We start from the raw sequence: 24,683 nt of genomic DNA, 5'->3' as shown, positions 1-24,683 counted from the left end.
GGCGACCGTGGGGGTGAGCCCACCGACGTGATGCGGACCGGGTGACGTGGATTGTCGTGCGAATCGAGTGACGTGGGCTACCGAGTCACACCGTGGCCCAACGGAATCACACCTTGGCCCATCTGCCGTCCAGGTTGAACACATGGATCGGCGTCTCGAACTGCACGCTCCAGGTCCCCATCAGAAACCCACCCAGGAACAGTTTCACGCTCTGGACCTCCAGGGCCGAGGTGGGCTCAGCCTCCGAGAATGTCCTCAGGTTGGCATCGGGCTCCTGTCCGGGAATGGGGAAGTCCGAACTCTCCAGGATGCCGGCGTCCAACTGCTGGCTACCGTTGGAAGTTGAGATGCCGGTGACATCCGAACTGAAGAAATTGAAGGCCCCGGCGAAGGTGCTGCCCAGGCCCGGGACCCCCGTATCTGTGAACTTCTGGAATTCGAACCGTACTTGGGGACTTCCGTCGTTGTCCTCGATCTCCATGTGCACCGGGAACAGTCCCACCTTGTCGGTCGGTACGAACATGATTCTCTCCCTCGACCGGTCCGCACAGTCCCCTTCATGGAACGCCCGAGGGTTCCGGTCCGCCAGTCGGCCCGACCGGGGACCGCCGGCCGGTCCTCGGTCGGGCCCCCTTCGGATATCGCCAGTCCTCGGTCGGGCCCCCTCTTCGGATATTGCCAGCTATTGACATAGCGACCGCTATCCGTAGTGTGGAGATATGAGCGCGGATGCCGACCACACCCCGAAGCGCCGGCCGACCAGGGCGGAGGCCAAGGCCCGCACCAGGCGGCTGCTGCTCGACGCGGCGGCGCGCACGTACGCGCGTAAGGGATTCGCCGCAGCCTCCGTGGAGGAGATCGCCGAGGCGGCGGGCTTTTCCATCGGCGCGGTCTACTCCAATTTCGGCAGCAAGGAGCGGCTCTTCGTCGAGCTGCTGAAGGAGCGGGCCAGCCAGCAGGTGTCCCGGGCGACCGAGATCATGGCGGAGGCGCAGCACGGCGACGATCCGGTCCCGGCACTCGGCCGGCTGCTGGCGAACGCCGCCGACAAGGACCCCGACTTTGCGCCGCTCCAGGCCGAGTTCTGGCTCTACGCGGTGCGCAATCCGCCGCTGCTGGAAACCCTGGCGGAGGAGCTGCGCGGGCCCCGGTCCGAGTTGGCGAGCCTCATGGCCAAGGCGCTGAACCACATCGGGGCGCCCGAGACCGTCTCCGCCGATGCGGTGGCCACCATCGCCATGGCGCTTTTCCAGGGACTGCTGCGTCAGCGCCGGATCGACGCCGCCAGCGTGCCGGACGAACTGCTGGGCCAGGCGATGCGGTGGCTGTTCGCCGGCATCGCGGCCACCAGCACCCCGGGCGCCGCCCCGGCTGCCCCGGCGGCCGCCCCGACGAACGCCACCGCGCCCGCCCCCACGAACGACACCGCGCCCGCCGCGACACCGGCCGCCGGCCCGCCACCCGCTGACCGGCCCGAGGACGACGAGGAGAAGCCATGACCCACGTCGACGCCACGGCCGCACTGCCGTCGCTGCAGGATCTGCTCGACCCGCGCAACCAAGCCGATCCCTACCCGCTCTACACCCGCTGGCGCACGCAGGCGCCGCTCGCGCGCCTCGACGAGCAGCTGCTGGTGCTCACCCGGTACGAGGACTGCGCCGCGGTCCTGCGCGACGGGCGGTTCGGGCACGCGGACACCGACGACCCCCGCTTCACCGGACGGGCCCGCCCGGCCCTCGAAGTCCTGGTCGATGACGACGGCCGCCCCGTGCGCGGCTTCCTGGGCCTGAATCCGCCCAGCCACACCCGGCTGCGCTCCCTGGTCTCCCAGGCGTTCACCAGGCGGCGCGTGGAGCTTCTGGCCCCACGGATCGAGGAGCTCACCGCCGAGTTGTTCACCGTCATGGAGAGCGTGCCGGGACCGGTCGACCTCATCGAGGGCCTGGCCACGCCGCTGCCCGTAGCGGTGATCAGCGAACTGCTCGGCGTGCCCGATGCCGACCGCCACCGGATGCTGATGTGGTCGCACGCGGTGGCGCGTGCCCTCGTCCCCGACTTCCTGCTCCCGCCCGGCGCCGCCGAACAGGAGGCGCAGGCCCGCCGGGAGTTCACCGACTACCTGCGCGAACTCGTCGTCGAACGTCGTCACACACCCGGTGACGACCTCCTCTCGGCGCTGGTCGGCGTGCACGACGGCGGCGACACCCTCACCGAGAACGAGCTGCTGGCCACCTGCACGCTGCTGCTGATCGCCGGTCATGAAACCACCGTCAACCTGATCGGCAACGGCACCCTCGCCCTGCTCCGTCACCCCGGCCAACTGGAGCGGCTGCGCAGCAACCCGGACCTGACCGACAACGCGGTGGAGGAGCTGCTGCGCTACGACTCGCCGGTCCAGCTCACCGTCCGCTTCGCCCTGCAGGACGCCGAGGTCGCCGGGGTCCCGGTCCCGGCGGGCACCACGCTGCTGCTGCTCATCGGCGCGGCGAACCGTGACCCCGCGGCGTACGAACACCCCGAGCGGCTGGACATCGGCCGCACGCCCGTACGGCACCTCTCGTTCGGCCAGGGCATCCACTTCTGCCTCGGTGCTCCGCTCGCCCGCCTCGAAACGCGGATCGCTCTGCGCATGCTGCTCCGGCGCGCCCCACAGGTCCGGCTGGCCGGCGAACCCGAATGGAAGGACCACATCACCCTCCGCGGCCTGCGCCGCCTTCCCCTCTCGCTCGGCTGACGCCCCTTCCAGGAGGCAGCCATGCCCACCCCCACGCGTCGCCCTCCGCCCGGCCCCCTCAGCAGCGCTCCGACATCCCCGTCGCCAGCGGCTGGCCCCCGTAGGAGGTATCCGACCAAGCCCTCCCTGGCCTACCTCACCGCCGGACTCGTCATAGGCGTCACCTGGGCGCTGAACGAGGGAACGCCCCCATGGGAGCACGCCGCGAAGCTGCTGGTCCTCCTGTTCGTCGCCGCCCCGCTGTTGCACCTGGCCCGCCGATGCCGTGCGGCCCGACGTACCGATCACCGGCCCCAGCCGCACCGGTCTCCGCACCACCGGCCCCACCTGTCGTTCGTCCGGCTGGCCGTCGCCAAAGTGGCCCTGCTCGTCCTCGCGTTCGCCGCCGGCTGGCTGCTGGACGACTCGCTCGCCCACCCCGACCGTGCCGTCGCAGTCGGATTGGCCGCCGTCGTCAGCATCCTCGGACCGCTCCTCCACCGCTTCCTGCTGATACGAGCGCCGGACGCCCACCCATAGTGCCGGGCCGCAACCCGGCCCCGCCTCGGGTCCGCACTCCTCTGCGGGCGCCCGGTGCCGTTCTTCGGATTCGGCACGCTCCACCTCGATCAGGACGAGCTCCGACCGATCGCGCTGCAGACCGTGAACCGCTGGTGAGGCAGGCCACCGGCGGCTGACGCACCCGCCCGCCCCACCTCGCCCACGGCCACGACCTACTCCCTGCCGCTTCTGCGTGCGGACCGGTCCGGCCGGATCGGCCGGTAGCCGGGGTGCACTCCCGGGCTGAGTCCGTGCTGGCTGCTCGGCCATCCCCCGGAGCAGCGTGCTCAGTTGCCGGTGCTCCTCCGGGGAGAGCGCCGCGCAGACGTACTGCTCGTGAGCCGCGCCCGCCTGGTGGAGCTCGGCCAGCAACCGCATGCTTGGCCCGCATGCCTCCAGAGGTGCAGGAGCAGGTCGCCGCCCGGCATCCGCTGAAACGCATGGGAACCCCCCAAGACGTCGCCCACACGGCCCTGTTCCTGGCCTCCGACGTCGCCGCCTGGCCGACCGGACTCACCATCGACGTCGCCGGCGGCCGCATCACCCGGTAATCGGCGCCGCCGCGGTCCATGGGCGGCGGCGGGCCGAGGGCCCCTTAGGATGCCGAGAAGGTAAATAAAAGGCGCCATATGCGATGTTATCGATCCATGGGTGTCTTATCGATCCATGGTGTCGGCCGGTGTTCGGCAGCCTTTCATGGCCAGGCGCAGGCGCAGGCGCAGGCGCGGCCGGACAGGGCACCCGGAGGGAAAGGACGCTGAGTGAGCGTGCAACGGGTGGGCGTCGTCGTCCACGGGGGGCGTCCGGGAGCTGTGGCGGCCGCCGATGTCGTCCGACGTTGGTGTGAGCGTCAGGAGGTCGGCTGCGTCGCCATCGACGTGTGGGGGGAGGGCGAACAACGGCGGGACGCGGGTGAGGAGGTCGCCGCGGCCGGCCGCCCCGATCTGATCGTCACGCTCGGCGGGGACGGCACCTTCCTGCGCGGAGCCCGCCTGGCCGCCCAGAACGACGCGCTCGTCCTCGGCGTGGACCTGGGCACCCTCGGCTTTCTGACCGAGGTCCCGGCCGACGACGTCGAATGCGCGCTGGACACCATCCACCGCGGCCGAGCGGACGTCGAGACCCGCCTCATGCTGACGATGCGGGCGTCCTGTCCGCTGGAACTCCCCGAGGGAATGGAGACGCTCCTGCGCTACGGGCGGGGCCCTGCGCTGCCGCCGCCACCCGTGCGCCCTGAGTGTGCCGTCGCCCTGGACTGGGGGGTGGCCCTGAACGTGACGGCCCTCAACGACATCGTCCTGGAGAAACTGGCACGCGACCGGCAGGTCGCCCTCGGCGTGTACCTGGCGGGCCGACTGCTCGCCTCCTACTCCGCCGACGCCGTCCTGGTCGCCACCCCCACCGGATCCACCGCCTACAGTTTTGCCGCCGGCGGCCCCGTCATCTCCCCCCGCGCCGACGCGATCATCTTCACCCCCGTCGCCCCGCACATGACCTTCAACCGCTCGGTGGTCGCCGCCCCCGACGAGGCCGTCGCCCTCCGCGTCCTGAGACACTCCGGCCGCGCGGCGGTGAGTGTCGACGGCCAGTTGCGCGGTGTGCTGGATCCGGGCGACTGGATCGGTGTCTACGCGGCTCCCCAGCGCCTGCGCGTCGTACGGCTGGGGCCCACCGACTTCTACGGGAGGCTGCGCGAGCGGATGCGCCTGACCGATGCCCCCGCGGCCGTCGACGCCGACGTCACCCCCATGTGGCCGCACACCACACCGGCCCCCGATGACCTCGCCCACCTGCGCCTTCCGCCCCTGCCCGCGGACATCGACTGAGCCGCCGAGCCGCCCAGCTGCCCAGCCGCTGAGCTGCCGATCCGCGGATCCACGGCGTCAGCCGATGGCCGCGGACGGCCCGGGGGCGGCCAGGCCGTCGAGGAACCACGCCTCGATGGCCTCGTTGACGGTCACCACCGCGTGCCCATCGGGCGTGAAGGACACGGTCTGCTGGTTCGGGTCCGCCCAGAGCGTCCGTGCGGTCGAGTCGAAGAGCACCGAGCCGTTGCCGGTCCGGACGAAGGCGTACGGGCCGCGGCCGGTCCACACGGCGCGGGTGCCGGCACCGGCGAGGGCCGAATGTCTGCCGATCGTGACCGGGTACTCCGTCGGCCGGATCAACTCACCGACCGTGGGCGCGGGATCGAGGCTCAACAGCTGGGCGGCGGGTGCGGCATCCTCGGCCACAGCGCCCACCACGAACACGGCAGTACCCTCTGGCGACATGGCGAGGGCGTGCACCTGGCCGAGCCGGGTCGGAGCGGTGGCCAGTACGGCACCGCTGTCGACCTCGCGGACCACCACCCGGCCTTCCGGCGAGGTGTGCGCCAGCAGCCGCCCGCTCGTGTCCAGCGCGACGGGGCCGAACGCCTTCTCCTCGGCCGGGACGGTGAGCACCACCCGGCCGGTATCCGCCTCCACAACGGCGACCCGGCCCGACACACAGGTGCCGGTGGCCACCCGACGGCCGTCGCCACTGAAACCGACCCGGACGGGGTCATCCATGCCGAGGCTCACCTCGCCCTCGAAGTCGTCCTCGTCCTCGTCGTCGTCGAAGTCATCCTCGTCGTCGAAGGCATCCGCGTCCGTGTCCTCGTCCTCGTCGTCCCGGTCGGAGGGCGCGGAGGAGCCGGTGGGCCCGGAGGACGCCGGAAGGGTCCACAACTGCTCTCCGGTCGCGGCGGACCAGGCGTGCAGGTGGCCTTCGACAGAGGTCACCACTGTCCGACCGTCCGGGCTGACCTGCATGTCGTGGGGCTCGTCGTGATAGGTGGCGCCGTGGAGGAACCAGGTCAGCCGGTCCTTCTCCACGGTGTCCCAGCGGACGATGTCGCCGCCGTTGTGGTGCCATTCGGCCGCCGCGCCCAACGCCACCCAGGACAGGTCGGAGGGTGCCGCCACCGCGGTCGCCCCGTGGTAGAAGTACCCCTCGTCGAGCCCCGTCTCCGCTGCCTCCGCCGCGTCCTCGTCCACCTCACCCTCGCCCTCCGCAACACCAAGGCGTCCGAGGTGGCGCACTCCGGCGAGGGAGTGGTACGGGCGCACGTCGCCCGCCGTCCACTGGGCCCACCAGTCGTCGGGCATCGGACGCTGCTGCGCGGGCCAGGCCAGCACCCGTGGTACGACAGCGGCCAGCTCCTCCTCGTCCAACTCGGCCAGGAGCAGGCAGACTTGATGCCAGACCTGCTTGGTCGGGCGCGCCTTCAGCAGTTCGTCAAGGGAGCTCATCGCAACGGCGTCCTACGTGGTGCGGAGGTCAGGGGAGGGGGTGGGCGTGCACACCGTCGTCGGGCGAAGCAACCACCAGGGTGCGGCCGTCGGGCGTGAGCGTGGCGGCGATCCGCGGGCCGGGAACGTCCACCGAGAGGACGGTGGAGCCGCTGGTGAGGTGCCAGACGGTGACGCGGTTCCGGTCCACGATCGGCACGCGCGGTTCGGCGCCGCACCATACGGGCCGCAGATTGATCCGGTCGACGCGTTGAACGGTCGGCAGAACGACCGGTTCAGGGGCGTCGGCCGGGGCGTTCAGGTCGATGACCGTGGCCACCGTTTGATCCGGGCGGGCGCCCACGACGGCGAGCGCGGCACCGTCCGGACGGAACGCCAGGCCGTTCACCCACGAGATGCCGGTACGGTGCTCGGCGTACGCTCCGCCGCAGATTTCCTGGCCGCCCCCGGTTTTCTTGGCGCCACCGATTTCTTGCCCGTCGCCGATCTCCTGGACGACGACACCCTCGTCCTCCGCCACGAACGAGCGGCGGGGGCGGCTGAAGGCCAGTCGTGCTCCATCGGCACTCAGGGCGACGGTCCCCTCGCCCACCACCCGGTCGTCGTACGCGAGGTCCTTGAACGTTTCGTGGATGTCCTGGCGAACGCTCCGGGTCTGCGCGTCCCACACGACGACGTTCTGGGTGAACGCGTTGGCGGTGGCGAACGACCGGGCCCCGACCGCGACTTGGGCGAGCGGCAGGTCGCGCGAGCCACCGCTCCCGGGCATGCCCAGCGGCCACCGCTCGCCGCTGCCGTCGAGCGCCCAGCGGTGGATGGCATTGCCACTGACCATGGCGGTCAGCGCCGATCCATCGGGGTCGAAGAGGAGATCGTGGACGCGTCGGCGATCGGGCACGGACAGGCGGGTCACGGCCCCGTCCGCCACCACCAGCACCTCGGTGAACTCGCGGAACCACGGCGCGGCCGTGGCGATCGCCGTCCGGCTCAGGTCCGCTGTGACCGCGACCGCGGTGATCTGCTGGGGGACGGGTGAACGCGCGGGGAGGGGGTGCGGCGTCTCCAGGTCTTCAGGAGCAGCGAGCCGTCGGACCGGCATGGCATCTCCCCTCGGCCGTTGATCAACAAGTCGCCGAAAGTATAGGGACCACCACTGACAATCTCAGGCGGTCACGGAATCCCACGGTGCAACGGACCGGCCCTCAGAAACGGACCGGGACCGCCGGCCCACCGCCCTGCCGGCCGACGCCCGGATCCGGCTCAACAGGCATGGCTGCAGCATCAGTTACCGACCCCTTCTCTTCACGTCCCGAGGTCTCAGGTCCCGAGGGCGTCCGCGCCCGGACCCGGTCGCCGCACCATGTGGACGTCGATCGGGTCCTGGGCCTCCATGGTGAACCCGTGACGCTCGTACAGCCGCCGGGCGGCGCTGCCCTGCAGGACGTGCAGGCGGACGGGCACGCCGTCGGCATCGGTCCGCTCCAACACGGTGCGCAGCACGGCCGATCCGAGGCCCCGGCCCTGCACGCCCGGAGCGAGATAGAAATGCTCCAGCCACCGCCCGTCCTCGGCCGGGCGTACGGTGACGCAGCCCGCGAAGGCGTCATCGGCCACGATGACCGACGTGTACCGCGAGGAAAAGGAATCCCGCAGTCGCTGCCGGACCCGGTACTCGTCGAACCTCCCCAGCCGCTCCAGGTCCGGGCGCATCACCGTTGCCCGCAGCTCCGCGATCGCCTCGACGTCCGCCGGCCCGGCGGAACGCAGCGCCCACTCCATCGGACGGCCCGACTCGTGCACCGGCACCGGCACCCGCACCGGCCGCCCCGCCCGACCTGGCCGTATCCCGTCCGTCCTCGCACTCGTATCCATGATCCGGAGTATGTCAATCCACCACCCCGAGGCGGCGCGAAATATCGTCGACGGTCTCCTCCCTAGTCATGCTAGCTTTCTTCCTAGAGGCCCTAGGAAAGGGAACGGCCTGACCGGATCACGGCCTGACGGGATCACGGCCTGACGGAAACCAACCGGGTTTCAAGTCCTGGGCCTGTAAGGGAAATGGGAGGCTGCATGGTGCGCGCGGGGGTCAATGCCGCCAGGCTGACGCGGGCGGCCGCGGAGCTGGCCGACGAGGTAGGGATGGACAAGGTCACGGTGTCCGCGCTCGCGCGGCACTTCGGCGTCAAGGACGCCAGCCTGTACTCGCACATCAAGAACCGGCGCGACCTGTGCGTCCGGGTGGCCCTGCTGGCGTCTGAGGAGATGACGGACCGGATCGCCGCGGCGGTGGCGGGCCGCTCCGGCAAGGCCGCGCTCGTCGCCTTCGCCGACGCCTACCGGAGCTATGCGCTGGAACACCCCGGCCGTTACGCGGCGACGCAGATACAGCTCGATCCCGACGAGGTCGGCGACTCCACAGGATTGCGCCGCAGTGTCGAGCTCACCTACGGCATGCTGCGCGCCTACGACCTCACCGAGCCGGACCTGACCGACGCCGGCCGCCTGCTGCGCAGCACCTTCCACGGCTATATCCACCTGGAGTTGAGCGGCGGCTTCGGTCACCCGCGCGCCGTCCAGGATTCCTGGTCCCGCTCCCTCGACGCACTGCATGTGCTCCTGGAGAACTGGCCGACCCGGCCTGATCCGACCTGAGCTGACCTGCCTGATCCGGCCCGACCCGATCCGAGCTGATCCGACCCACCCCAGGGGAACGACGATGAACGAGCCCACCACCGGCACCCTCGACGTGCCCGGTGCCACCCTCCATTACGAACGGCGCGGCCGCGGCCCGGTGCTGCTGCTGATACCCGGCGGCGCCGCGGACGCCGGGCTGTACGCGGCCATGGCCGACGATCTGGCTATCCGCTACACCGTGGTCTCCTACGACCCGCGCGGTCTGTCCCGCAGCCGCCTCCACGGTCCGCTCACCGACCAGCGGGTCGAGGTCTGGAGCGACGACGCCCACCGGCTGCTGGAACTGCTCTCACCGAACGAGGAGGCGTCCGTCCTCGGCAGCAGTTCCGGCGCAATCGTCGCCCTCGACCTGCTCGCCCGGCACCCGGAGCGGCTGCACCGGGTCGTCGTCCACGAACCGCCGCTGCTGGAGCTCCTCCCGGACCCCGCCCCGCACCGGGCGCTGTTCGCCGAGGTACGCGAGACGTTCCGCACCCAGGGCGTCGCCGCCGCGATGGCGCGTTTCAGCGAAGGGCTGGGAGGCCGGCCGGAGGACAGGGAATCTGTGACCGAACTGCCGCCGGAAATCCGGGAGATGGCGCCGCGGATGCACGCCAACCTGCCGGTCTTCCTGGAGCACATCCTGTGTCCGTTCTCGGGCTCTGTGCCCGACGTCGCCGCACTTCAGCGCGCGGCGGACCGCCTGGTACCGGCCGTCGGCCGGGACTCGCGTACGCAGGAGGCGCTGTACGGTCCGGCCACCCGGCTCGCCGAACTGATCGGCGGAAAGGCCGTGGAATTCCCCGGCGGGCACGTCGGCTGCACCGAGCACCCGAAGGAGTTCGCCCGGCAACTGCTGGCCGTGCTCTGAGCTCTGGAAGAACGCCCGGAGACGCTCCGGAAAAGCACCGTGGCCGCACCATGCTCTGCATGGTGCGGCCACGGAACGCCGCCCGAAGGCGGGCCGATCCCGCCGGTGGAAAGTGGAAGGACTGTCGGAGGGAAAACGGCCCGGTCCCGGTCGCGGCGGCGCCGGTTACTTGCTGTGGCTGTGGTGCTTGGAGCCGCTCTTGCCGTGGTGGCCCTTCTTGTGCTTCGCCTTGAAGTCGTGGTGGTAGTGCTTGACGACGCGGTGAATGACCACACCCCGCTCCGAACCGTTGAGGCAGTTGTTGCCGAAGGCCGGGTTCAACAGGCCCACGATGTCGACGGTGTTGCCACAGACGTTGATCGGAATGTGGATCGGGACCTGGATGAGGTTGCCCGACACCACCCCCGGTGAACCAACAGCACCGCCGGCCGCGTTGCTGTCGGCGAATGCAGCCGATGTACCGCACACAGCGGTGCCTGCCGCGAGAGCAGCCAGAGCGGTCATCCGCGTGATCCGTGACATACCGAACCTTCCGATTAATGCAAGCGACCCTTTGCCGCTTCCTGTTCTCCCCTTTCGGCATACACGTGCTCAAAGTGAGGTCACTGGAGCACTTTTCACCCTTTCGTGGCGGGAATGCGCACGGGGCGGTGAGAGCGATCCCGATGTCTCCAGGGGACGTTCACTCGGACGTGCCGAGGTGAAGACTGGCGAACGACGGAACGAGGAAGGCCCGAAGGCGGCCGGAAGGTGGGACGGGTAGTGGGATACACCGCACAGCATGAAGGGGACGCGCACTACGACGAGGGAAAGTCCTTGCGCCCGCTCGGCGACGTGGAACGGGCCCTGCTGCACGCACTCGTGCCGGCACCGGACGGTGGCGGTCGGGTACTGGACGTCGGGTGCGGGCTGGGTGAGCTGGCCCGCCATCTGGCGGCCGACGGCTATGAGGTTGACGCGATCGACCAGGCCCCGGCGGCCCTTCGGCTCGCCGCGGCCCAGCCGTCCCCACCGGCGGCGACGCGCCTGCGTTTCGTCCGGTGCGACATCGAGAGCGACGCGCTGGACGAATTGCGCGGCGGGTACGACCTCATCACCCTGCGCCTGTCCCTGGCGTTCGTCCGGGACCGCACCCGCGTCCTGAATCGGCTGCGCGAACGCCTGCGTCCCGGTGGAGCCCTTGTCGTCATCACCCCCCTCGCCGCTTCCGTGCCGGACGACAGGCGGGAAATCGCCCTCGACGAGGCGGAGATCGCGCTGCTGACCGCCGGCTGGCGCACCGTCGATCGCCGGGACGCCGAAGGGCTCGCCGTCCTCGTGCTGCGCACTCCGGTCTCCTCGCCGGTGGTGTACGGCAACAAGGGGCGTCCGTCCCCGCACGCGCTGTCGGGCGCCGGCGTGGTGGTCACGGACCCGGCCGGCCGCGTGCTCCTGGGGCACTCCGTCCGAGGGGGCTGGGAGCTTCCGGGTGGGAAGAACGACGCGGACGAGTCGTTCACCGAGGCCGCCGTCCGGGAGTTGGCGGAAGAGACCGGGCTGCGGGCCGAGCTCGGCGATGCCCGGCTGCTGGCGATCCTGATGGACTCCACCCACGGCATCCCGCGCCTGACCGCCGCCGTGCGGGTCACCGCCTTCACCGGCGAGCCGGTCGTACGGGAGCCCCATCTCATCCGCCGCTGGGAGTGGCACGAGGTCAACGACCTGCCGGCCCTGGTGTCCGGGCTGTTCACGCCGAGTGCGCATGTGCTGGACACGGTCTGGCCCGGTCTCCTGCCCGGCCTGCCGCCCGTTCACCGCCACCCAGTGGTTTAGTCAGCGCTTGCGGGCGTACGACAAAATCGACGCATGACGGATCAACACCTCACCCATGCCGGCGAACCGCTGGCCGAACTCGCCCTGCGTCTCCGCGCGGCGGAGACCGGAGACTGGACCGAGGACGGTGCCCGTGCCCTCGTCGTGGGTCTGGGACGGCGGTGGGACGAGGTCGTGGACCAGGCGTCGGCGGACGACGCCGGGAGCCGCGCGGCGAAGGCGGGTGACCTGAGGTTGCGGCCCGTCGGGCCGGCTGAGGAGCGGTATGTCGAGAAGGAGACATATCTCGAACTCGTGGCGAGCCTGACGGCGACCGCACCCCAAGCCGACCCCGTGGCCCAATGCGACCCCACGTCCGACCCCGCGCCCGAGCCCGACCCCGTGCGGCAGGCGGAGATGTTCCGTACCGCGAAGGACGAACTCGCCGACGCGCTCGGCGAGCCGTCGGCCATCGGCTCGTACGGTTCCACGGGCCCGTATTGCGACTCCACGCCGGCCTGGGGTGCGCCGTTCCTGCGCTGGCGCGGAAGGCGGGACACCCTGGAATTGCGGGCGGGCAGCCGCGGGCCGGAACTCGTCCTCGCACCCACCGCCCCGGCCGAGAACTGGCTGTGGAGCCTCGGCCACGGCGAAGAGCACGCGATCAGCGGCTACTTCGGCAGCCGGCCGGGCTCCGCCAACGCCGGGCTGAGCCTTCCCGGCCGCTGGGCGGTGCGGAGTTGGGAGACGCTGACCGACGCGCTGGCGGCCTTCTTCACCACCCTGCCCGCCGAGTTCGCCGCCCTCGGCATCGCCCGGGTCATCCCGGTCTACGGCCGGGTCGGCGGCTCCGCACCGATCCTGTTCGACATCGACGCCGACCGCCGCCTGATGCTGGCCTCCTATGCGGAACGCGATATCGACCCGGCGTCGTTCGGCTGGGGCACCGTTGCCGAGCACCCCATGAGCCGGGACACCTGGCACGACGACCACGACCCGAGGTGGCGCTTCGACGCGGGCGGCCCGGGGGAGCCGCGGGGCCGCGCACTGGCGGAGATGGTCGTGGCGACGGCACGTGCGGAAGGCGTGACGTCCCCGCACGACCTGCTGATCGGCGGCGAGGGCGAGGACATCGGTCCGTACGCGGTGCGGTTCTACGGCCTGGGGCTGGCCACCGTCTGACCCCACAGCGCCCCGGCTCACCGCCTCACCGCGTCACCAGCGCGGGACGTCGGTCTGGCCGAAGATTCCCAGGCGGTGGCGGGGCTGGGGGACGGGCGTGCGCTGGATGGCGATGAGGGCCGCGTCGTCGCCGAGGTGTCCGCTGCAGTGGGCGAGGAGGTCGCGGTGGATGTGGTGCAGGAGTGCCTCGGGGTCGCACCTGGGCCAGCGGGCGACGCGCTGGGTGAGGGGGTAGAAGGTGCCGTGGCGGTCCCGGGCCTCGGTGACGCCGTCGGTGTACAGCAGCAGCGTGTCACCGAACTCGAAGGTGATCCCGTCCACGGGGTAGCTGCCCGCCCCCATTCCGCCCATGCCCAGTGGCGGAGCGGGGTGCGGGCTCGGGACGAGGCTGACGTGCCCCTGGCTCAGTAGCAGGGGCGGCGGGTGGCCGCAGTCGGTCATCCGGGTCGCGGGGCCCTCGTCGGGGATCTCCAACAGCAGCGCGGTGATGAAGTGCTCGGGGATGTCGCGGTCCGACTCGATGAAGTCGGTCAGATAGCGGCAGACGCTGCGGTCGAGTGCGGCGGCGAGGGCGGGCAGCGTCAGGTCCTGGTGGGCCATCTCGCGAAAGGCGCCGAGCAGCAGGGCGGACTCCCCGATGGCGGCCAGGCCCTTTCCCCGTACGTCACCGATGATCAGCCGGGTTCCGCTGGTGGTACGGGTCGCGGTGTACAGATCGCCGCCGATCGCCGCCTCCTGCTCGGCGGCCAGGTAGCAGGAGGCGATGTGCAGCGGGCCGATGCGGTGGGGGAGCGGACGGAGCAGCGCCTTCTGGGCGGCCTCGGCCACCGACCGTACCTTCGCCAGCTCCTGCCGGTGCCGCTCGCGCACCACGCAGAAGAACACGATCAGGGCCGAAAGCGCGGCCAGGGCGAGCACCTGCACCATCACATTGCGTTCCGTGAAGAGCACGCCGAAGTGCAGCCCGATGTACGCCTGGGCCAGCACGGCCAGGGCTCCGACGAACCCGGTGAGCCGGGGGCCGGCGAACGAGGCGGTGAGCGCGGGAGCGACGACGAGCAGCGGCCCCAGATGGACATCGGCCGGGACCATGATGTCGACGAGGGTGATCACCGCGATGAGCACAAGGGGAATCAGGACCAGCGCATGACTGGCTTGCCACGGCTGCCGCAGATCGCCGAAGCGCCGCCGAAGGCCCACGCCTTCCACTCTGCACCCTGAGCGCCCGACGGACGAGTGCGCCGCGGGGCGGCCGCCTCCGCTTTCCCGGCGGCGCATCGAGGACGGCGGGCCGGGCGTCACTCTCGGTGATGCCGGGCAGCAGGCCCGAAGGCGTCGGCCGGCGCCCGGCCGGGTGGCGCACGGCGCTCCGTCGCAGGCGGCGGCGCTCAGGAGCGACGCTTGTGGGTGCCCGGCGGGTACCCGAAGGAGCGGCGGAAGACGTCGATGAAGGCGCTGGTGGAGGACCAGCCGCAGCGGTGCGCGACGGTGGTGACCGGGGTGTCGTCGGCCAGCATCCGCAGTGCGTGGTAGAGGCGGGACTGGGTGCGCCACTGCGGAAAGGTCATGCCGAGTTCCGTGCGGAAGAGGCGGCTGAGAGTGCGTTCGCCGGTGCCCGTCGCGGTGGCGAGGGCGGCCAGGGTGCGCGGTTCCGCGGGGTTGTCGTGGAGCAGCGCGCAGACGGCCGTCAGCCGCGGGTCGGTGGGGGAGGGCAGGTGAACGGGCTGCTGCGGCGAGGCCCGCAACTGGTCACGCAGCACGGCGCGCAGGCGGCGGCGTTCGGGGCCGTCGTCGTCGGGGGCAGCGGTGTAGGCGCGGATCAGTTCGCGGAGCAGCGGGCTGACGGTCAGTACGGTGGGGGCGTCCAGGCCGAGCGGGTTGTCGGTGGCGGGCAGACCGACCAGGTGCAGGTCGAGGTGGCCGTGCGCACGGTGGGCGTGCACGGTTCCCGCGGGGACCCAGAGGGCGCGGGTCCCGGGCGCGAACCAGGTGCCGGCGTCGGTGGTGACGGCCACGACGCCGGAGCCCGCGTAGACGATCTGGTGGTCGTCGTGGCGGTGCGCGTCGACGACTTCTCCGGCGGCCAGCGACTGGACGCGGGTGGGGGCTTCCGGCAGATGGCGGATGTTCGGCATGGATTGGCAATTTATCGGAAGCGCGACATGCGGGGGTGTCGCGACGATCGACGAGTGACCACGACCCACCACACCAGCGCGCCGCGCAGCAGATCCCTCACGCTCCTGTCCTTGAGCCATGCCTGCGTGGACGTCTACCAGGGAGCGGTCGCCGCACTGGTGCCGTTCTTCGTCTCCGAACGGGCCTACACCTACGCGGCGGCCTCCGGCATCGTGCTGGCCGCCTCGCTGCTGTCGTCGGTGATCCAGCCGTTGTTCGGCGCGCTCACCGACAGATGGGCGCTGCCGTGGCTGCTGCCGGTGAGCACCGTGGTGGGTGGTGTCGGCGTCGCCCTGAGCGGCATCGCCGGCTCCTACGCCCTCACCCTGGCCGTGGTCGCCTTCTCCGGTATCGGCGTGGCCGCCTACCACCCCGAGGCGGCGCGCGTCGCGCGCCGGGCCAGTCGCGGCAGCCACACCGCGATGGGCTGGTTCTCCCTCGGCGGCAACCTCGGCTTCGCCGCCGCCCCGTTGATGGTCTCCGCCGTCATCACCACGGGCGGTCTGCACGCCTCGCCGCTGCTGGCCGTCCCCGCCGTCGCCGGCGCCGCGCTGTGCACGGCCGCCCTCCGGGCCATGCGGGCCCGGGAGGTGGGGGCGACGACGGCAGCCAGTGCGCAGGAGCCTGCGGCGTCGACCGCAACTGCCATGACCCCGGCGGTAGTTGGCGACCGGAACGCCACCGCCTGCGGTCCGGACGACGTGGTCGGCAGCCGTGACGACTGGGCGTCCTTCGTCAAACTGTCCGGGGCCATCGTCTGCCGCTCGATCGTCTTCGTCGGCCTGAGCGCCTTCATCTCGCTCTACGTGCGCCAGCGCACCGGCGGCGGCGAGGTCTCCGGTACCGCTGCCCTGTTCGTGCTCTACCTCGGCGGCGCGGTCGGCACGGTGGCCGGCGGCAAACTCGCCGGCCACTACGGACGCATCCGGGTCGTCCAGTGGTCCTACGCGCTGACCGTCCTCGCCGTGGCCGGCGTCGTCCTCGTCCCCGGCCCGCTCCTGTACGTGCTGGTCGCCCTCACCTCGGCCGGCCTGTACGTGCCCTTCTCCCTGCACGTCACCCTCGGCCAGGACTACCTGCCCCGACGCGTGGGCACGGCCAGCGGCGTCACCCTGGGCCTGACCGTCAGCATCGGCGGCATCGCCAGCCCCCTCCTCGGCGCCCTCGCCGACGCGACCTCCCTCCAGGCCGCCCTCACCCCCCTCATCGCCCTGCCCGCCCTCGGCTGGCTCCTGCTCCGCACCTTGCCCGAGCCCGTGATGCCGGAGGGGATCGCTGCTGCGTCACCCTCCGGGACGGCATCCCCAACTACGGCCGCGCAAAGCGGACTTCGGAGCGGTGACGGCATGATGGGCGGATGACTGCCGTTTCGCGCGCCCGAGCATTCGACAAGGCCGCCGCCGAGTACGCGACGAGCCGCCCCTCGTATCCGCCGGCCCTCTTCGACGTCATCGAGGAGCTCCTGGGACGCCCCCTCGCAGGGGCCCGGGTCGCCGACGTCGGGGCGGGGACGGGTATGGCCACCGCGCTGTTGTCCGAGCGCGGCGCCGAGGTGATCGGTGTGGAGCCCGGTGAGGGGATGGCGGCTCAGTTCCGCAGTGCCCTCCCCGGCGTGCCGATCGTCCGGGGCGACGGCAATGCGCTGCCGCTGGCCGACGGCTCCCACGATCTGATCACGTACGCACAGGCCTGGCAGTGGACCGATACCGACCGCTCCGTACCGGAGGCGCTGCGCGTGCTGTGCCCGGGTGGCGCGCTCGCGGTGTGGTGGAACACCCACGCCCTCGACGTGCCGTGGATCGCGGCGCAGCACGAGCGGATCGCGCGCCACTGCGAGGTGACGTCCCCCGCCGGAACGCGGCTGAGTGACGCCGAGGCCACCCGGCTCGCGGGCCTCGCGGGGCTGCAGGTCACGCGCCGCCAACTGCGGTGGAGCCGTACCGTCCCGCTCGACACCCACCTCGCCAATATCAGCAGTCGTTCCGCATTCCTCGTCCTCGACGAAACCCACCACCGGGCCTTTCTCACGGCCGAACGCGGGCGGCTGCGCGACCTCTTCCCCGATGAGCTGGTGACGGAGACCTACGTGGTCGACCTCCTGCTGGCCCGACGTCCCTGAACCGCCCTTTTTCAGGACGCTCCGCATTCGCCCCATCACGCCTGCGACGCCGATAACGCTCATCAACGGGGCGGAAAGCTGGGCAGAAAGTTCTCCTCCAGGGACGGAAAAGACAACGAGGGCGAGTGGAGGAAATCCGTCGCCTGACCAACCTGCGCACCGGCGCCTTAGAGTGGAAAGAGGACGCTTTCAACGGAGGTGCGTTCGATGTCGACAGGGACCCTTCTCGCGATAATTATCCCCGTCGTGGTGGTCATTGCTCTCCTTGCAGTGGCGGCCTCGCTCTTGGTCAGGCGTCGCCGGCTCCGCGAGCGTTTCGGGCCCGAATATGAGCGAACCGTCGAGAGTGCCGACGGTCGCATGGCCGGTGAGCGTGAGCTCAGGTCCCGGGAGAGACGGCATGACTCGCTGGAGATCAAACCCCTGCAGAGCAGCACCCGCGAGCGCTACAGCCGTGAGTGGACCGGCGTTCAGCAAGAATTCGTCGATCGGCCCGAGGACGCCGTGCACGACGCCGACCGCCTCGTGACCTCGTTGATGCATGAACGGGGCTATCCGACGGAGAACTTCGAGCAGCGCCTCAGGGACCTCTCGGTCGCACACGGCCGCACATTGGAGCACTACCGGGCTGCTCATGAAGTCGAAACGCTCAGCACCCAGCACCGGGCGACCACTGAGCAACTAAGAGGAGCGATGGTGCATTATCGCGCCCTCTTCGAGGATTTGCTGTCCGACGGTGGCCAAGCGCGCCACGCCAGAGCCTGAGACCGTGAGGGAGTAGAAAATGGAACGCGATCAGGACACGAGGGCCAGGGGCCTGTCCACCGAAGACCTTGCTGCCCGGCCTCCCGCCGCCCCGCCCGCGCCGGAGTCCATGCCCCCGCCGGTGCCGGACGATTCGACGGTACCGGCGAGCGGCGTTCCCACCGCTCCTGGCGAGAGCGTCCCCATTCCGGGGGAGACCGCGGAAACGGAGGGGGACGGGCGGGGAATGCCTGCATCGGGCGCGCCTCCGGACGAGGAAGCCGCTCCGCAGCTGCTCGCACCGGACGACGCGGAAGGTTTCCGCGACCGGTGGCAGGCAATTCAGACGACCTTCGTGGACGACCCGCGCGAGGCCGTACACGCCGCAGACGCGTTGGTGGCGGAGGTCATGCAAACGCTGGCCACGACGTTCGCCGAACACAAACAGACACTGGAAGAGCAGTGGAAGCAGGGCGAGGAGGTCGATACCGAAGGTTTGCGGGTGGCCCTGCGCCAGTACCGCTCGTTCTTCCACCGCCTTCTCGCTGAATAGTCTTTCCGACTCTCGAAGGCCGGGACGACCGACCCGGATGCCCTAACCCCAGACGGCCTGGGCCAGCGCGGCGCCGGCGAAGGCGGCGCCGAGGCCCACCACCACGCTCGCCACGACGTTGGCCAGGGCGAAGAACCGGGCGCCGTCCTCCGCCAGCCGCAGGGTCTCGTACGAGAACGTGGAGTACGTGGTCAGGGCGCCGCAGAAGCCGGTGGCGAGCAGCAACTGCAGCTGGGAGGAGGCCGCCCCGGCGGCGGTCGCTCCCGTGACCAGGCCCAGGATCAGCGAACCGACGACGTTCACGGTGAACGTGCCCCAGGGGAACAGGGTGTCGTGCCGGGCCTGCACGGCACGGTCGGTCAGGTAGCGCAGCGGGGCCCCGACCACTGCTCCGGCTATCACCAGCAGCCAGTTCACCGGTCCCGTCCCTCCTTGCTGCGGCCGGTGTAACGGATGACCTCGCACTCGTCGAGGATGACCAGCCCTTCGCCGACGAGCTCGTCCAGTTGCGGGAGGAAGGCACGGATCCGGTCCTCGGTGTCGACGATCACGACGGCTACCGGGAGGTCCTCGCTCAGCGACAGCAGGCGGGTGGTGTGGATCAGGGACGAGGCCCCGAACCCTTCGATGCCGCGGAAGACGGACGCGCCGGCCAGGCCGGCCTGATGGGCGCGGTGGACGATCTCGGTGAAGAGCGGCTTATGGTGCCAGGTGTCGTTCTCCCCGATGAAGACGGTGACGCGCAGGGCGGGGCCGGTGAGTCTCACTGCTGCCTCCACTCGACGATGCGGCGGGTCAACGTGGCCGTGATCCAGACGGCGGCCAGCGCGGCGGCGAGGGTGAGCGCCAGGTACGCCAGCCCGGCGCCGGCCCTGCCCCTGGCCAGCAGGCGCTGGAGGTCCACGGCGTAGGTGGAGAACGTCGTGAAGCCGCCGAGGACACCGGTGCCGAAGAACGGGCGCACTAGCCGGTGGGCTGCCCACACGTCGGTGATCACGACCATGAAGATACCCATGATCGCGCAGCCGACGGCGTTGACGGCCAGCGTCGTCCAGGGGAAACCGCCGGGTGCCGTGGGCCACAGGAGAGCCGCCCCGTAGCGCGCGGCCGCTCCCACGCCCCCGCCGATCGCCACGGCCGCAACCACCGGGCCCTGCCGCGCCGGGAGACCCTTGCGGCGGACGGGCTCACGGAGGTCGACGTCAGGATCGACGGGTTCGTTCAGCATCGAGGGGCGGGGCTTCGGCACGTACGTCTCCTACTCGCCAGGCATGGGCGGGATTGCCCACATGCGGGTCGCAAGTAGGGACCGTTGGCGGCGTCGTCGCCGCGGTTGGGGGCCGGCGGGCCCCACCGCCGTAACGGTGAGCACGAGGCCACCGTCGCGGGCCAGCTTACCTTCCGGCCTGTGCGGGGGATCCGGGGGAACTTCACGGCAGCCATGGGCTGCTCCCCTCGCATCGGTGGTGGGACCTGGTGCGGAGGATCCTGCCGGGAAAGCATCAACGGGCACTGAACGGAGGCGTTGAGGGCGGGGGCGGGTCAGGCGATGGCGCTCATGCGGGCGAAGACGACGACGTTGCCGAGGTATTCGTGGTGGGTCCGGTCGTAGCCGCCGCCGCAGGTCAGGACGCGGAGTTCGGGGTGTGCCGAGGCGCCGTAGACCTTTTCGTCGGGGAAGTGGGTGCCGCTGAAGACCTCGACGGCATACACCGTGAAGACCGCCGTGCGACCGTCCTTGCGGACCACGCGGATGGTGTCGCCCTTCTTCAACGCACCGAGCGAGTAGAAGACCGCGGGGCCGGTCTTGGTGTCCACGTGTCCGGTGATCAGGGCGGTTCCGGTGTCACCGGGGGTCACGCCGTCCTGGTACCAGCCGGCCAGATTGCGGTCGTCGGGAGGCGGGACGTCGAGGCGCCGGTCGCGGTCCAGTCCGAGCCTCATCAACGGTGCGTCCACGCCGGTGCGCGGGATCCGCACGCGTACCGGTTCCGATTCCGGAAGCGGCGCGGGACCCGGGCGGCTCCCGGCTTCGGTGTCCGGTTGCCGGGCCAGGGTTTCGGCCCGCGAGGGCTGGGGCGGCGGGGTGGAACGAGGGCTGTGCCATCCCCACACCAGGCAGGCGATGCCGGCGGCGGCCAGGAAGAGGGCCACGATGCGGGCGGTGCCACGAGGGAGGGACGCAGGCGCGAGGCGTTTCACGAGGTGTCTTTCACGAGAGGCTTTTCGAGCGATGTGTTCCGAGGGATGTGTTCCGAGCGATGTGTTTCGACGGATCACCGGCGCGGTCGGTGGCTACGGGGCGGAGCCCTGCCCCCGGCTGCCGGTGGCGGGTGCCACGGCCAGGCGGTGGGGGCAGAGCTCCTGTGACCGGTGAATCCGGGTCAGCCGAGCTCTTCGTCGTCCCGGCGGCGCAGCAGCCAGACCCCGGCCGCACCCGCGACCAGCGCTGCGGACGTGGGCAGGGCCAGGTCCGACGGACCCGACGCGACACTCATGGCCCCGGAGCCGGCCTTCACCTTGCCGTGCGGCATGACCTTGGGGCGGGGCTTGGCGGGCATCGACTTCTTGGGCATGGACTTCTTGGGCTTCCCGCAGGTCCGGTTCGCCATGGAGGACGCGTTGTCGGACTTCATCCTGAGCATGCCCAGGTGGTCGCGCTGCGACCGGTCCGGGTGTCCGCCCCGGTTGGTGAGGTCCCTGAGCTCCCTGTCGTAGGAGTCGTACATGGACCTGGCCTTCTTGGCCGTGCTCATCGCGCCGGAGCACGAGCCCTTGGCCGTCTCGGCATGTACGGCCGGGCTGCTCAGGGCCAGCGCACCGCCGACGACCACAACACCGCAGAGAGCGGAAATGGAACGCATGAGTTCCTCCAAGAGGGATGAGACTGCGGGAGGGCGTCTCCCACCTTCAGGACATGCGTTCTGCGTTCCGTCCGCCAGTTGGCCGAAGCGCGGACCGGGCCACCGCGGAAGGCCCCGCCGAGGAGCCTGCGCGGCGGGGCCTACGGTGGCCCGGACAGGGGATGAGCAGGGGCTTTCCCGTGGTTGAGAGGAGCGGCGAGAGCCCGCGCGGGATCGGCCCTACCGGTGGGTTGCCGCCCTCGCCGCGTGTCACCCGCATGGCCCCGCGGGACCCGAGGGCGGGCCGGTCAGATCGCCATCGCCTCCTGGATCCAGCGGTTCACCCGGTACGGCAGCCACCACAGGAATGGACCGGTGCGGCAGACCAGGCGTTCGGCCAGGAAGTCGGCGGCGATGGCTTCCGGGACCGCGGACGACGGCGCCCCGTAGGAAAGCCGGGCGATCGACTCGTGGTAGGCGGGCTCGTCGGCGGTGAAGCGGCGCAGGTCGCCCCAGCGGCGGTCGCGGATCTGCACGAATCCGGGGCCCTGCCGCCACAGGCACTTGCAGAGGTAGTGCTCGTCGCGCCATTGCGTCAGTGCGGCCTCGGCACCGTCCGGCCCGGTCAGCGCCGTGGGCGGCTGGAGGTGGCTGAGGTCACGCCAGGCGTCGTCGCCGGGGCCGGCGGGCAGCCGTAGGCGCCAGTGGACGAGTACGGCGTGCGCCGTGAGGTCGCGGATCAGGCACAGCCGGCGGACGGCGTGCGCGGCGGCGTCGGGGGATTCCACCGCCGTCAGGTCGATCTCGTCGGTGAACTGCACGCGACGGGCGCCGAGTTCCCACAACTGCGCGGCCTGTGCCTCGGCGGGACCGGTCAGATCGAGCCGGCCCAGGCTCATTCCCGGCAGGGCGCAGGCCTGCTCGTCGTAGTCGCGCCAGGCGTGCAGCGTCAGCGGTCGGTGGGTGGCGGTGAGGACGGGGGGCATGCGGTCTCCTGGGAAGGCAGTGCGAAGTGCTCGGCGGGAGAACGGAGGGTGGCGGCTCAGGCTCAGGACCCAGACTCAGGCTCAGGACCCAGACTCAGGCTCAGGACTCAGGCTCAGGCGCGGGCCGTGGCGGGGGTCTTCGCGCCGGGCTCCGGCCGTGCGGTGGCCGCCCCCTGGCTGTGCCGCATGAAGTCGAGCCGGAGCAGGTCCTCGTTGACCGCGGCGGGCGCGAGGTGCACGTACTGGCCGCCGTCGGTGAAGACCAGTCCGAGCGTCACCCAGTGCTGGAGCAGGGCGTGCACGGTGGCGGCGTCGGCGGTGTGCTCGGGCAGGCGTGCGGCGAGCTTGCGGGCCAGCGCGGCGGGTGCGTGCGGCTGGTCGAGGAGGCGGAAGGCCTCGGTCTCGACCGGGTCGGTGAGTTCCCGCGTGCCCCAGTCGAAGGCGTGCCGGCGGCTGACGAGCACGATCCGGTCACCGAGGTCGGCATGGGTGAGCCTGCTGTCCACGTGGCGTTTCTTCCAGGCGCCCAGTGCGTCGTTGAGGGCGGTGACGGTGGGCTCGCCGATGCCGCGTTCCGGGGCCTCGAAGACGTAGGCGAGGTCGAGGAGTTCGCTCTCGGGCAGGTCGTACGTGAAGCGGTAGTGCTCCTCGGGGCGCAGCCCGGTGAAGCCGAGTTCGGGCCGGTTGAAGTACGGGCTGAAGCGCTCGATGGCGATCCGCGCGGACAGGTCCACCGGCGGGTTGAGGTGTTCCAGCGCCGGGATCTGGGCGATGACCGGCTCGTAGTCGGCGGCGGTCTCGCCGGGGAAGCCGTGCAGATAGTTCCAGGAGACGGAGAGTCCGGTCTCGGCCCCGTCACGGAGCATGCGGACGTTCTGGCAGCCGCTGACGCCCTTGTCCATCAGGTCGAGCACCCGGCTGTTCAGGCTCTCGATGCCCGGCTGCACGTAGATCATGCCCGCGTCGGCGAGGGTACGCAGCTGCGGGCGGCGCATATTGGCCTTGATCTCGATGTGCATCCGCAGGTCGTAGCCGCTGTCGATGATGCGCGGCAGGACGGTGCCGAGGTAGCCCATGTCGAGGATGTTGTCGACGACGTACATGTCGAGGACGCGGTGCCGGCGCGCCAGGTCCATGATCTCGGTGTAGAAGGTGTCCGGGCTCTTGCTGCGGAACTGCATGAACGAGCCGTTGAGGCCGCAGAAGGTGCAGTGGTGCTTCTCGCCCCACCAGCAGCCGCGTGCCCCTTCGACGACGAGTTTGGGCTCCACCCAGTTACGGGCGACCGAGGAGGCCAGGCGCTCGAAGTAACCGCTGTAGTCGGGCGGCAGGATGTCCGCGGGCGGCAACGGGCTGGTACTCATCGGGTTGGCGGTGCTGGTGCCGTCGGCGCTCCGGTGGCACAGCCCGGGAATCGCCGCCAGGTCCGTGCCCTCGTCGAGTGCGGTCAGCAGCTGGGGGAAGGCGGCCTCGCCCTCGCCGCGGACCACGAAGTCGAGGAAGGGGAAGTTGCGGTGGGCGGCGGCGCCCTGCTCGGCGTCGCAGTTGGCACCGCCCATGACGGTCCGGATGTGCGGCGCGAGCCGTTTGACGTACTTGGCGGCGGCGAGCGCGGCGGTGTTCTGCTGGAAGGTGGAGGTGAAGCCGACGACATCGGGCCCGGCGGCCACGATCCGCTCGGCGATCTCCTGCACGAACTCCGGTACCACGCGGTGCAGTTCGTGCGACATGCGCAGCCGTTCGGCCTTGAGCTTGCCGCGCATCGCGGCGCTGAATTCCGCCGTGCGCCACTCGGGATCGTCGTAGAGCGCGGACGAGAACACCCAGTCGCCGCACCCCATGAAGTACGAGGAGAGCGCGTAGAACTGGTAGTCGTCGCCGGTGAAGCCGGTGCGCCGGGTGATCCAGTCGGTGAACTCCAGGTTGGCGTGCAGGACGTCGGCCCGGCCCGTGGTCCGTTCGTCGACGCTGCGTCGGAGGATGCCGAGCGCCAGGGACGGCAGATCGATCGGGGACCAGGGCATGTTGACCAGCAGGACGCGCATGTCGGCTCCTCGTGGGCGGTGACGGGGACGTGAGGTGGCCGGCGGGTGCGAGCGGGCCGGCGGGGCGAGGTGTCCGGCCGGCCCGGTGGTGTACCGGGCCGGCCGGGGAGGTCACTCCTCCTCGGTGTCTTCCGCGGTGCGGAACGGGACGG

General features: G+C 70.9%; 27 protein-coding genes. 13 read left to right on the top strand and 14 right to left on the bottom strand.

Going from position 1 to position 24,683, the window contains the following annotated elements:
• Window positions 1-106: 106 nt before the first annotated feature.
• Window positions 107-523 (bottom strand): hypothetical protein, encoded by a 417-nt coding sequence (locus ACGF4C_RS09480; RefSeq protein ID WP_393564718.1) that lies wholly within the window; start codon window positions 521-523, stop codon window positions 107-109.
• A gap of 196 nt (window positions 524-719) precedes the next feature.
• On the opposite strand from ACGF4C_RS09480, the gene ACGF4C_RS09475 reads away from it, so the two are divergent.
• From ACGF4C_RS09475 to ACGF4C_RS09455, 5 genes are all read left to right on the top strand, one after another.
• Window positions 720-1,499, top strand: a complete 780-nt coding sequence (locus tag ACGF4C_RS09475; RefSeq protein ID WP_393564716.1) for a TetR/AcrR family transcriptional regulator — start codon at window positions 720-722, stop codon at window positions 1,497-1,499.
• Complete coding sequence (locus ACGF4C_RS09470; RefSeq protein WP_393564714.1) at window positions 1,496-2,734, top strand: cytochrome P450; 1,239 nt, start codon at window positions 1,496-1,498, stop codon at window positions 2,732-2,734. Before ACGF4C_RS09475 ends, ACGF4C_RS09470 begins: the two co-directional genes overlap by 4 nt.
• 21 nt (window positions 2,735-2,755) lie before the next feature.
• The gene (locus tag ACGF4C_RS09465) at window positions 2,756-3,253 is read left to right on the top strand and encodes a hypothetical protein (protein WP_393564712.1); all 498 of its coding nucleotides are present in this window, start codon (window positions 2,756-2,758) and stop codon (window positions 3,251-3,253) included.
• Window positions 3,254-3,663: 410 nt separating this feature from the next.
• Window positions 3,664-3,825, top strand: a complete 162-nt coding sequence (locus tag ACGF4C_RS09460) for an SDR family oxidoreductase (RefSeq protein WP_393564711.1) — start codon at window positions 3,664-3,666, stop codon at window positions 3,823-3,825.
• Between the two features lie 210 nt (window positions 3,826-4,035).
• On the top strand, window positions 4,036-5,100 hold the full coding sequence (locus tag ACGF4C_RS09455) for an NAD(+)/NADH kinase (RefSeq protein ID WP_393564709.1): 1,065 nt from the start codon (window positions 4,036-4,038) through the stop codon (window positions 5,098-5,100).
• A 57-nt stretch (window positions 5,101-5,157) separates the two neighbouring features.
• Here ACGF4C_RS09455 and ACGF4C_RS09450 read toward each other — a convergent pair whose 3' ends face one another.
• The 3 genes from ACGF4C_RS09450 to ACGF4C_RS09440 form a co-directional block, all read right to left on the bottom strand.
• Window positions 5,158-6,549 carry a WD40 repeat domain-containing protein gene (locus ACGF4C_RS09450; protein WP_393564707.1) on the bottom strand — a complete coding sequence of 464 codons (1,392 nt, stop codon included), beginning with the start codon at window positions 6,547-6,549 and terminating at the stop codon, window positions 5,158-5,160.
• A gap of 28 nt (window positions 6,550-6,577) precedes the next feature.
• Window positions 6,578-7,648, bottom strand: coding sequence for a hypothetical protein (locus tag ACGF4C_RS09445; protein ID WP_393564706.1), 1,071 nt, complete (start codon window positions 7,646-7,648; stop codon window positions 6,578-6,580).
• A 218-nt stretch (window positions 7,649-7,866) separates the two neighbouring features.
• Window positions 7,867-8,328 (bottom strand): GNAT family N-acetyltransferase, encoded by a 462-nt coding sequence (locus ACGF4C_RS09440; protein WP_393565010.1) that lies wholly within the window; start codon window positions 8,326-8,328, stop codon window positions 7,867-7,869.
• Window positions 8,329-8,619: 291 nt separating this feature from the next.
• On the opposite strand from ACGF4C_RS09440, the gene ACGF4C_RS09435 reads away from it, so the two are divergent.
• Together ACGF4C_RS09435 and ACGF4C_RS09430 are read left to right on the top strand one after the other, a co-directional pair.
• Entirely contained in the window at window positions 8,620-9,201 is a 582-nt protein-coding gene (locus tag ACGF4C_RS09435; protein ID WP_393564704.1) for a TetR/AcrR family transcriptional regulator, read from the top strand.
• A gap of 64 nt (window positions 9,202-9,265) precedes the next feature.
• Window positions 9,266-10,093, top strand: a complete 828-nt coding sequence (locus tag ACGF4C_RS09430; protein ID WP_393564703.1) for an alpha/beta fold hydrolase — start codon at window positions 9,266-9,268, stop codon at window positions 10,091-10,093.
• A gap of 165 nt (window positions 10,094-10,258) precedes the next feature.
• Here ACGF4C_RS09430 and ACGF4C_RS09425 read toward each other — a convergent pair whose 3' ends face one another.
• The gene (locus ACGF4C_RS09425) at window positions 10,259-10,597 is read right to left on the bottom strand and encodes a chaplin (RefSeq protein WP_393564701.1); all 339 of its coding nucleotides are present in this window, start codon (window positions 10,595-10,597) and stop codon (window positions 10,259-10,261) included.
• Between the two features lie 258 nt (window positions 10,598-10,855).
• Here ACGF4C_RS09425 and ACGF4C_RS09420 point away from each other — a divergent pair, with 258 nt between their 5' ends.
• Both ACGF4C_RS09420 and ACGF4C_RS09415 read left to right on the top strand, forming a co-directional pair.
• Window positions 10,856-11,905: an NUDIX domain-containing protein gene (locus tag ACGF4C_RS09420; RefSeq protein ID WP_393564700.1), complete on the top strand. Its 1,050-nt coding sequence runs from the start codon at window positions 10,856-10,858 to the stop codon at window positions 11,903-11,905.
• 33 nt (window positions 11,906-11,938) lie between these two features.
• Window positions 11,939-13,066 (top strand): hypothetical protein, encoded by a 1,128-nt coding sequence (locus tag ACGF4C_RS09415; RefSeq protein WP_393564698.1) that lies wholly within the window; start codon window positions 11,939-11,941, stop codon window positions 13,064-13,066.
• 33 nt (window positions 13,067-13,099) lie between these two features.
• Here ACGF4C_RS09415 and ACGF4C_RS09410 read toward each other — a convergent pair whose 3' ends face one another.
• Together ACGF4C_RS09410 and ACGF4C_RS09405 are read right to left on the bottom strand one after the other, a co-directional pair.
• Window positions 13,100-14,266 (bottom strand): PP2C family protein-serine/threonine phosphatase, encoded by a 1,167-nt coding sequence (locus ACGF4C_RS09410; RefSeq protein ID WP_393564696.1) that lies wholly within the window; start codon window positions 14,264-14,266, stop codon window positions 13,100-13,102.
• A gap of 188 nt (window positions 14,267-14,454) precedes the next feature.
• Window positions 14,455-15,201: an AraC family transcriptional regulator gene (locus ACGF4C_RS09405; protein ID WP_393564694.1), complete on the bottom strand. Its 747-nt coding sequence runs from the start codon at window positions 15,199-15,201 to the stop codon at window positions 14,455-14,457.
• Between the two features lie 54 nt (window positions 15,202-15,255).
• On the opposite strand from ACGF4C_RS09405, the gene ACGF4C_RS09400 reads away from it, so the two are divergent.
• The 4 genes from ACGF4C_RS09400 (at window position 15,256) to ACGF4C_RS09385 (ending at window position 18,657) form a co-directional block, all read left to right on the top strand.
• Window positions 15,256-16,602 (top strand): MFS transporter, encoded by a 1,347-nt coding sequence (locus tag ACGF4C_RS09400; RefSeq protein WP_393564692.1) that lies wholly within the window; start codon window positions 15,256-15,258, stop codon window positions 16,600-16,602.
• Window positions 16,599-17,360: a class I SAM-dependent methyltransferase gene (locus tag ACGF4C_RS09395; RefSeq protein ID WP_393564690.1), complete on the top strand. Its 762-nt coding sequence runs from the start codon at window positions 16,599-16,601 to the stop codon at window positions 17,358-17,360. The genes ACGF4C_RS09400 and ACGF4C_RS09395 overlap by 4 nt, the downstream gene beginning before the upstream one ends.
• A 207-nt stretch (window positions 17,361-17,567) precedes the next feature.
• A complete protein-coding gene (locus ACGF4C_RS09390) occupies window positions 17,568-18,125 on the top strand; it encodes a hypothetical protein (RefSeq protein WP_393564688.1) in 558 nt (185 codons plus the stop codon).
• Window positions 18,126-18,144: 19 nt separating this feature from the next.
• Window positions 18,145-18,657, top strand: a complete 513-nt coding sequence (locus ACGF4C_RS09385; protein ID WP_393564686.1) for a hypothetical protein — start codon at window positions 18,145-18,147, stop codon at window positions 18,655-18,657.
• A gap of 42 nt (window positions 18,658-18,699) precedes the next feature.
• Here the strand turns inward: ACGF4C_RS09385 and crcB (ACGF4C_RS09380) are convergent, their stop codons facing one another.
• The 7 genes from crcB (ACGF4C_RS09380) to ACGF4C_RS09350 form a co-directional block, all read right to left on the bottom strand.
• Window positions 18,700-19,074: a fluoride efflux transporter CrcB gene (crcB, locus tag ACGF4C_RS09380; protein ID WP_201801183.1), complete on the bottom strand. Its 375-nt coding sequence runs from the start codon at window positions 19,072-19,074 to the stop codon at window positions 18,700-18,702.
• The gene (locus ACGF4C_RS09375; protein WP_393564684.1) at window positions 19,071-19,424 is read right to left on the bottom strand and encodes a DUF190 domain-containing protein; all 354 of its coding nucleotides are present in this window, start codon (window positions 19,422-19,424) and stop codon (window positions 19,071-19,073) included. The genes crcB (ACGF4C_RS09380) and ACGF4C_RS09375 overlap by 4 nt, the downstream gene beginning before the upstream one ends.
• Window positions 19,421-19,885, bottom strand: coding sequence for a fluoride efflux transporter CrcB (crcB, locus tag ACGF4C_RS09370; protein WP_393565007.1), 465 nt, complete (start codon window positions 19,883-19,885; stop codon window positions 19,421-19,423). Before crcB (ACGF4C_RS09370) ends, ACGF4C_RS09375 begins: the two co-directional genes overlap by 4 nt.
• A gap of 314 nt (window positions 19,886-20,199) precedes the next feature.
• Entirely contained in the window at window positions 20,200-20,859 is a 660-nt protein-coding gene (locus ACGF4C_RS09365) for a class F sortase (protein WP_393564682.1), read from the bottom strand.
• Window positions 20,860-21,041: 182 nt separating this feature from the next.
• On the bottom strand, window positions 21,042-21,521 hold the full coding sequence (locus ACGF4C_RS09360; RefSeq protein WP_393564681.1) for a hypothetical protein: 480 nt from the start codon (window positions 21,519-21,521) through the stop codon (window positions 21,042-21,044).
• A 287-nt stretch (window positions 21,522-21,808) separates the two neighbouring features.
• On the bottom strand, window positions 21,809-22,486 hold the full coding sequence (locus tag ACGF4C_RS09355; protein WP_393564679.1) for a DUF5825 family protein: 678 nt from the start codon (window positions 22,484-22,486) through the stop codon (window positions 21,809-21,811).
• A gap of 113 nt (window positions 22,487-22,599) precedes the next feature.
• Window positions 22,600-24,531, bottom strand: a complete 1,932-nt coding sequence (locus ACGF4C_RS09350) for a RiPP maturation radical SAM C-methyltransferase (RefSeq protein WP_393564677.1) — start codon at window positions 24,529-24,531, stop codon at window positions 22,600-22,602.
• Window positions 24,532-24,683: the final 152 nt, after the last annotated feature.

Origin of the sequence: Streptomyces sp. NPDC048197, assembly GCF_043202395.1 — a bacterium.
Lineage (GTDB): Bacteria > Actinomycetota > Actinomycetes > Streptomycetales > Streptomycetaceae > Streptomyces > Streptomyces siderophoricus.
Note: the sequence above shows the minus strand (reverse complement) of the source record. Positions and strands in the feature narration are given on the sequence as shown.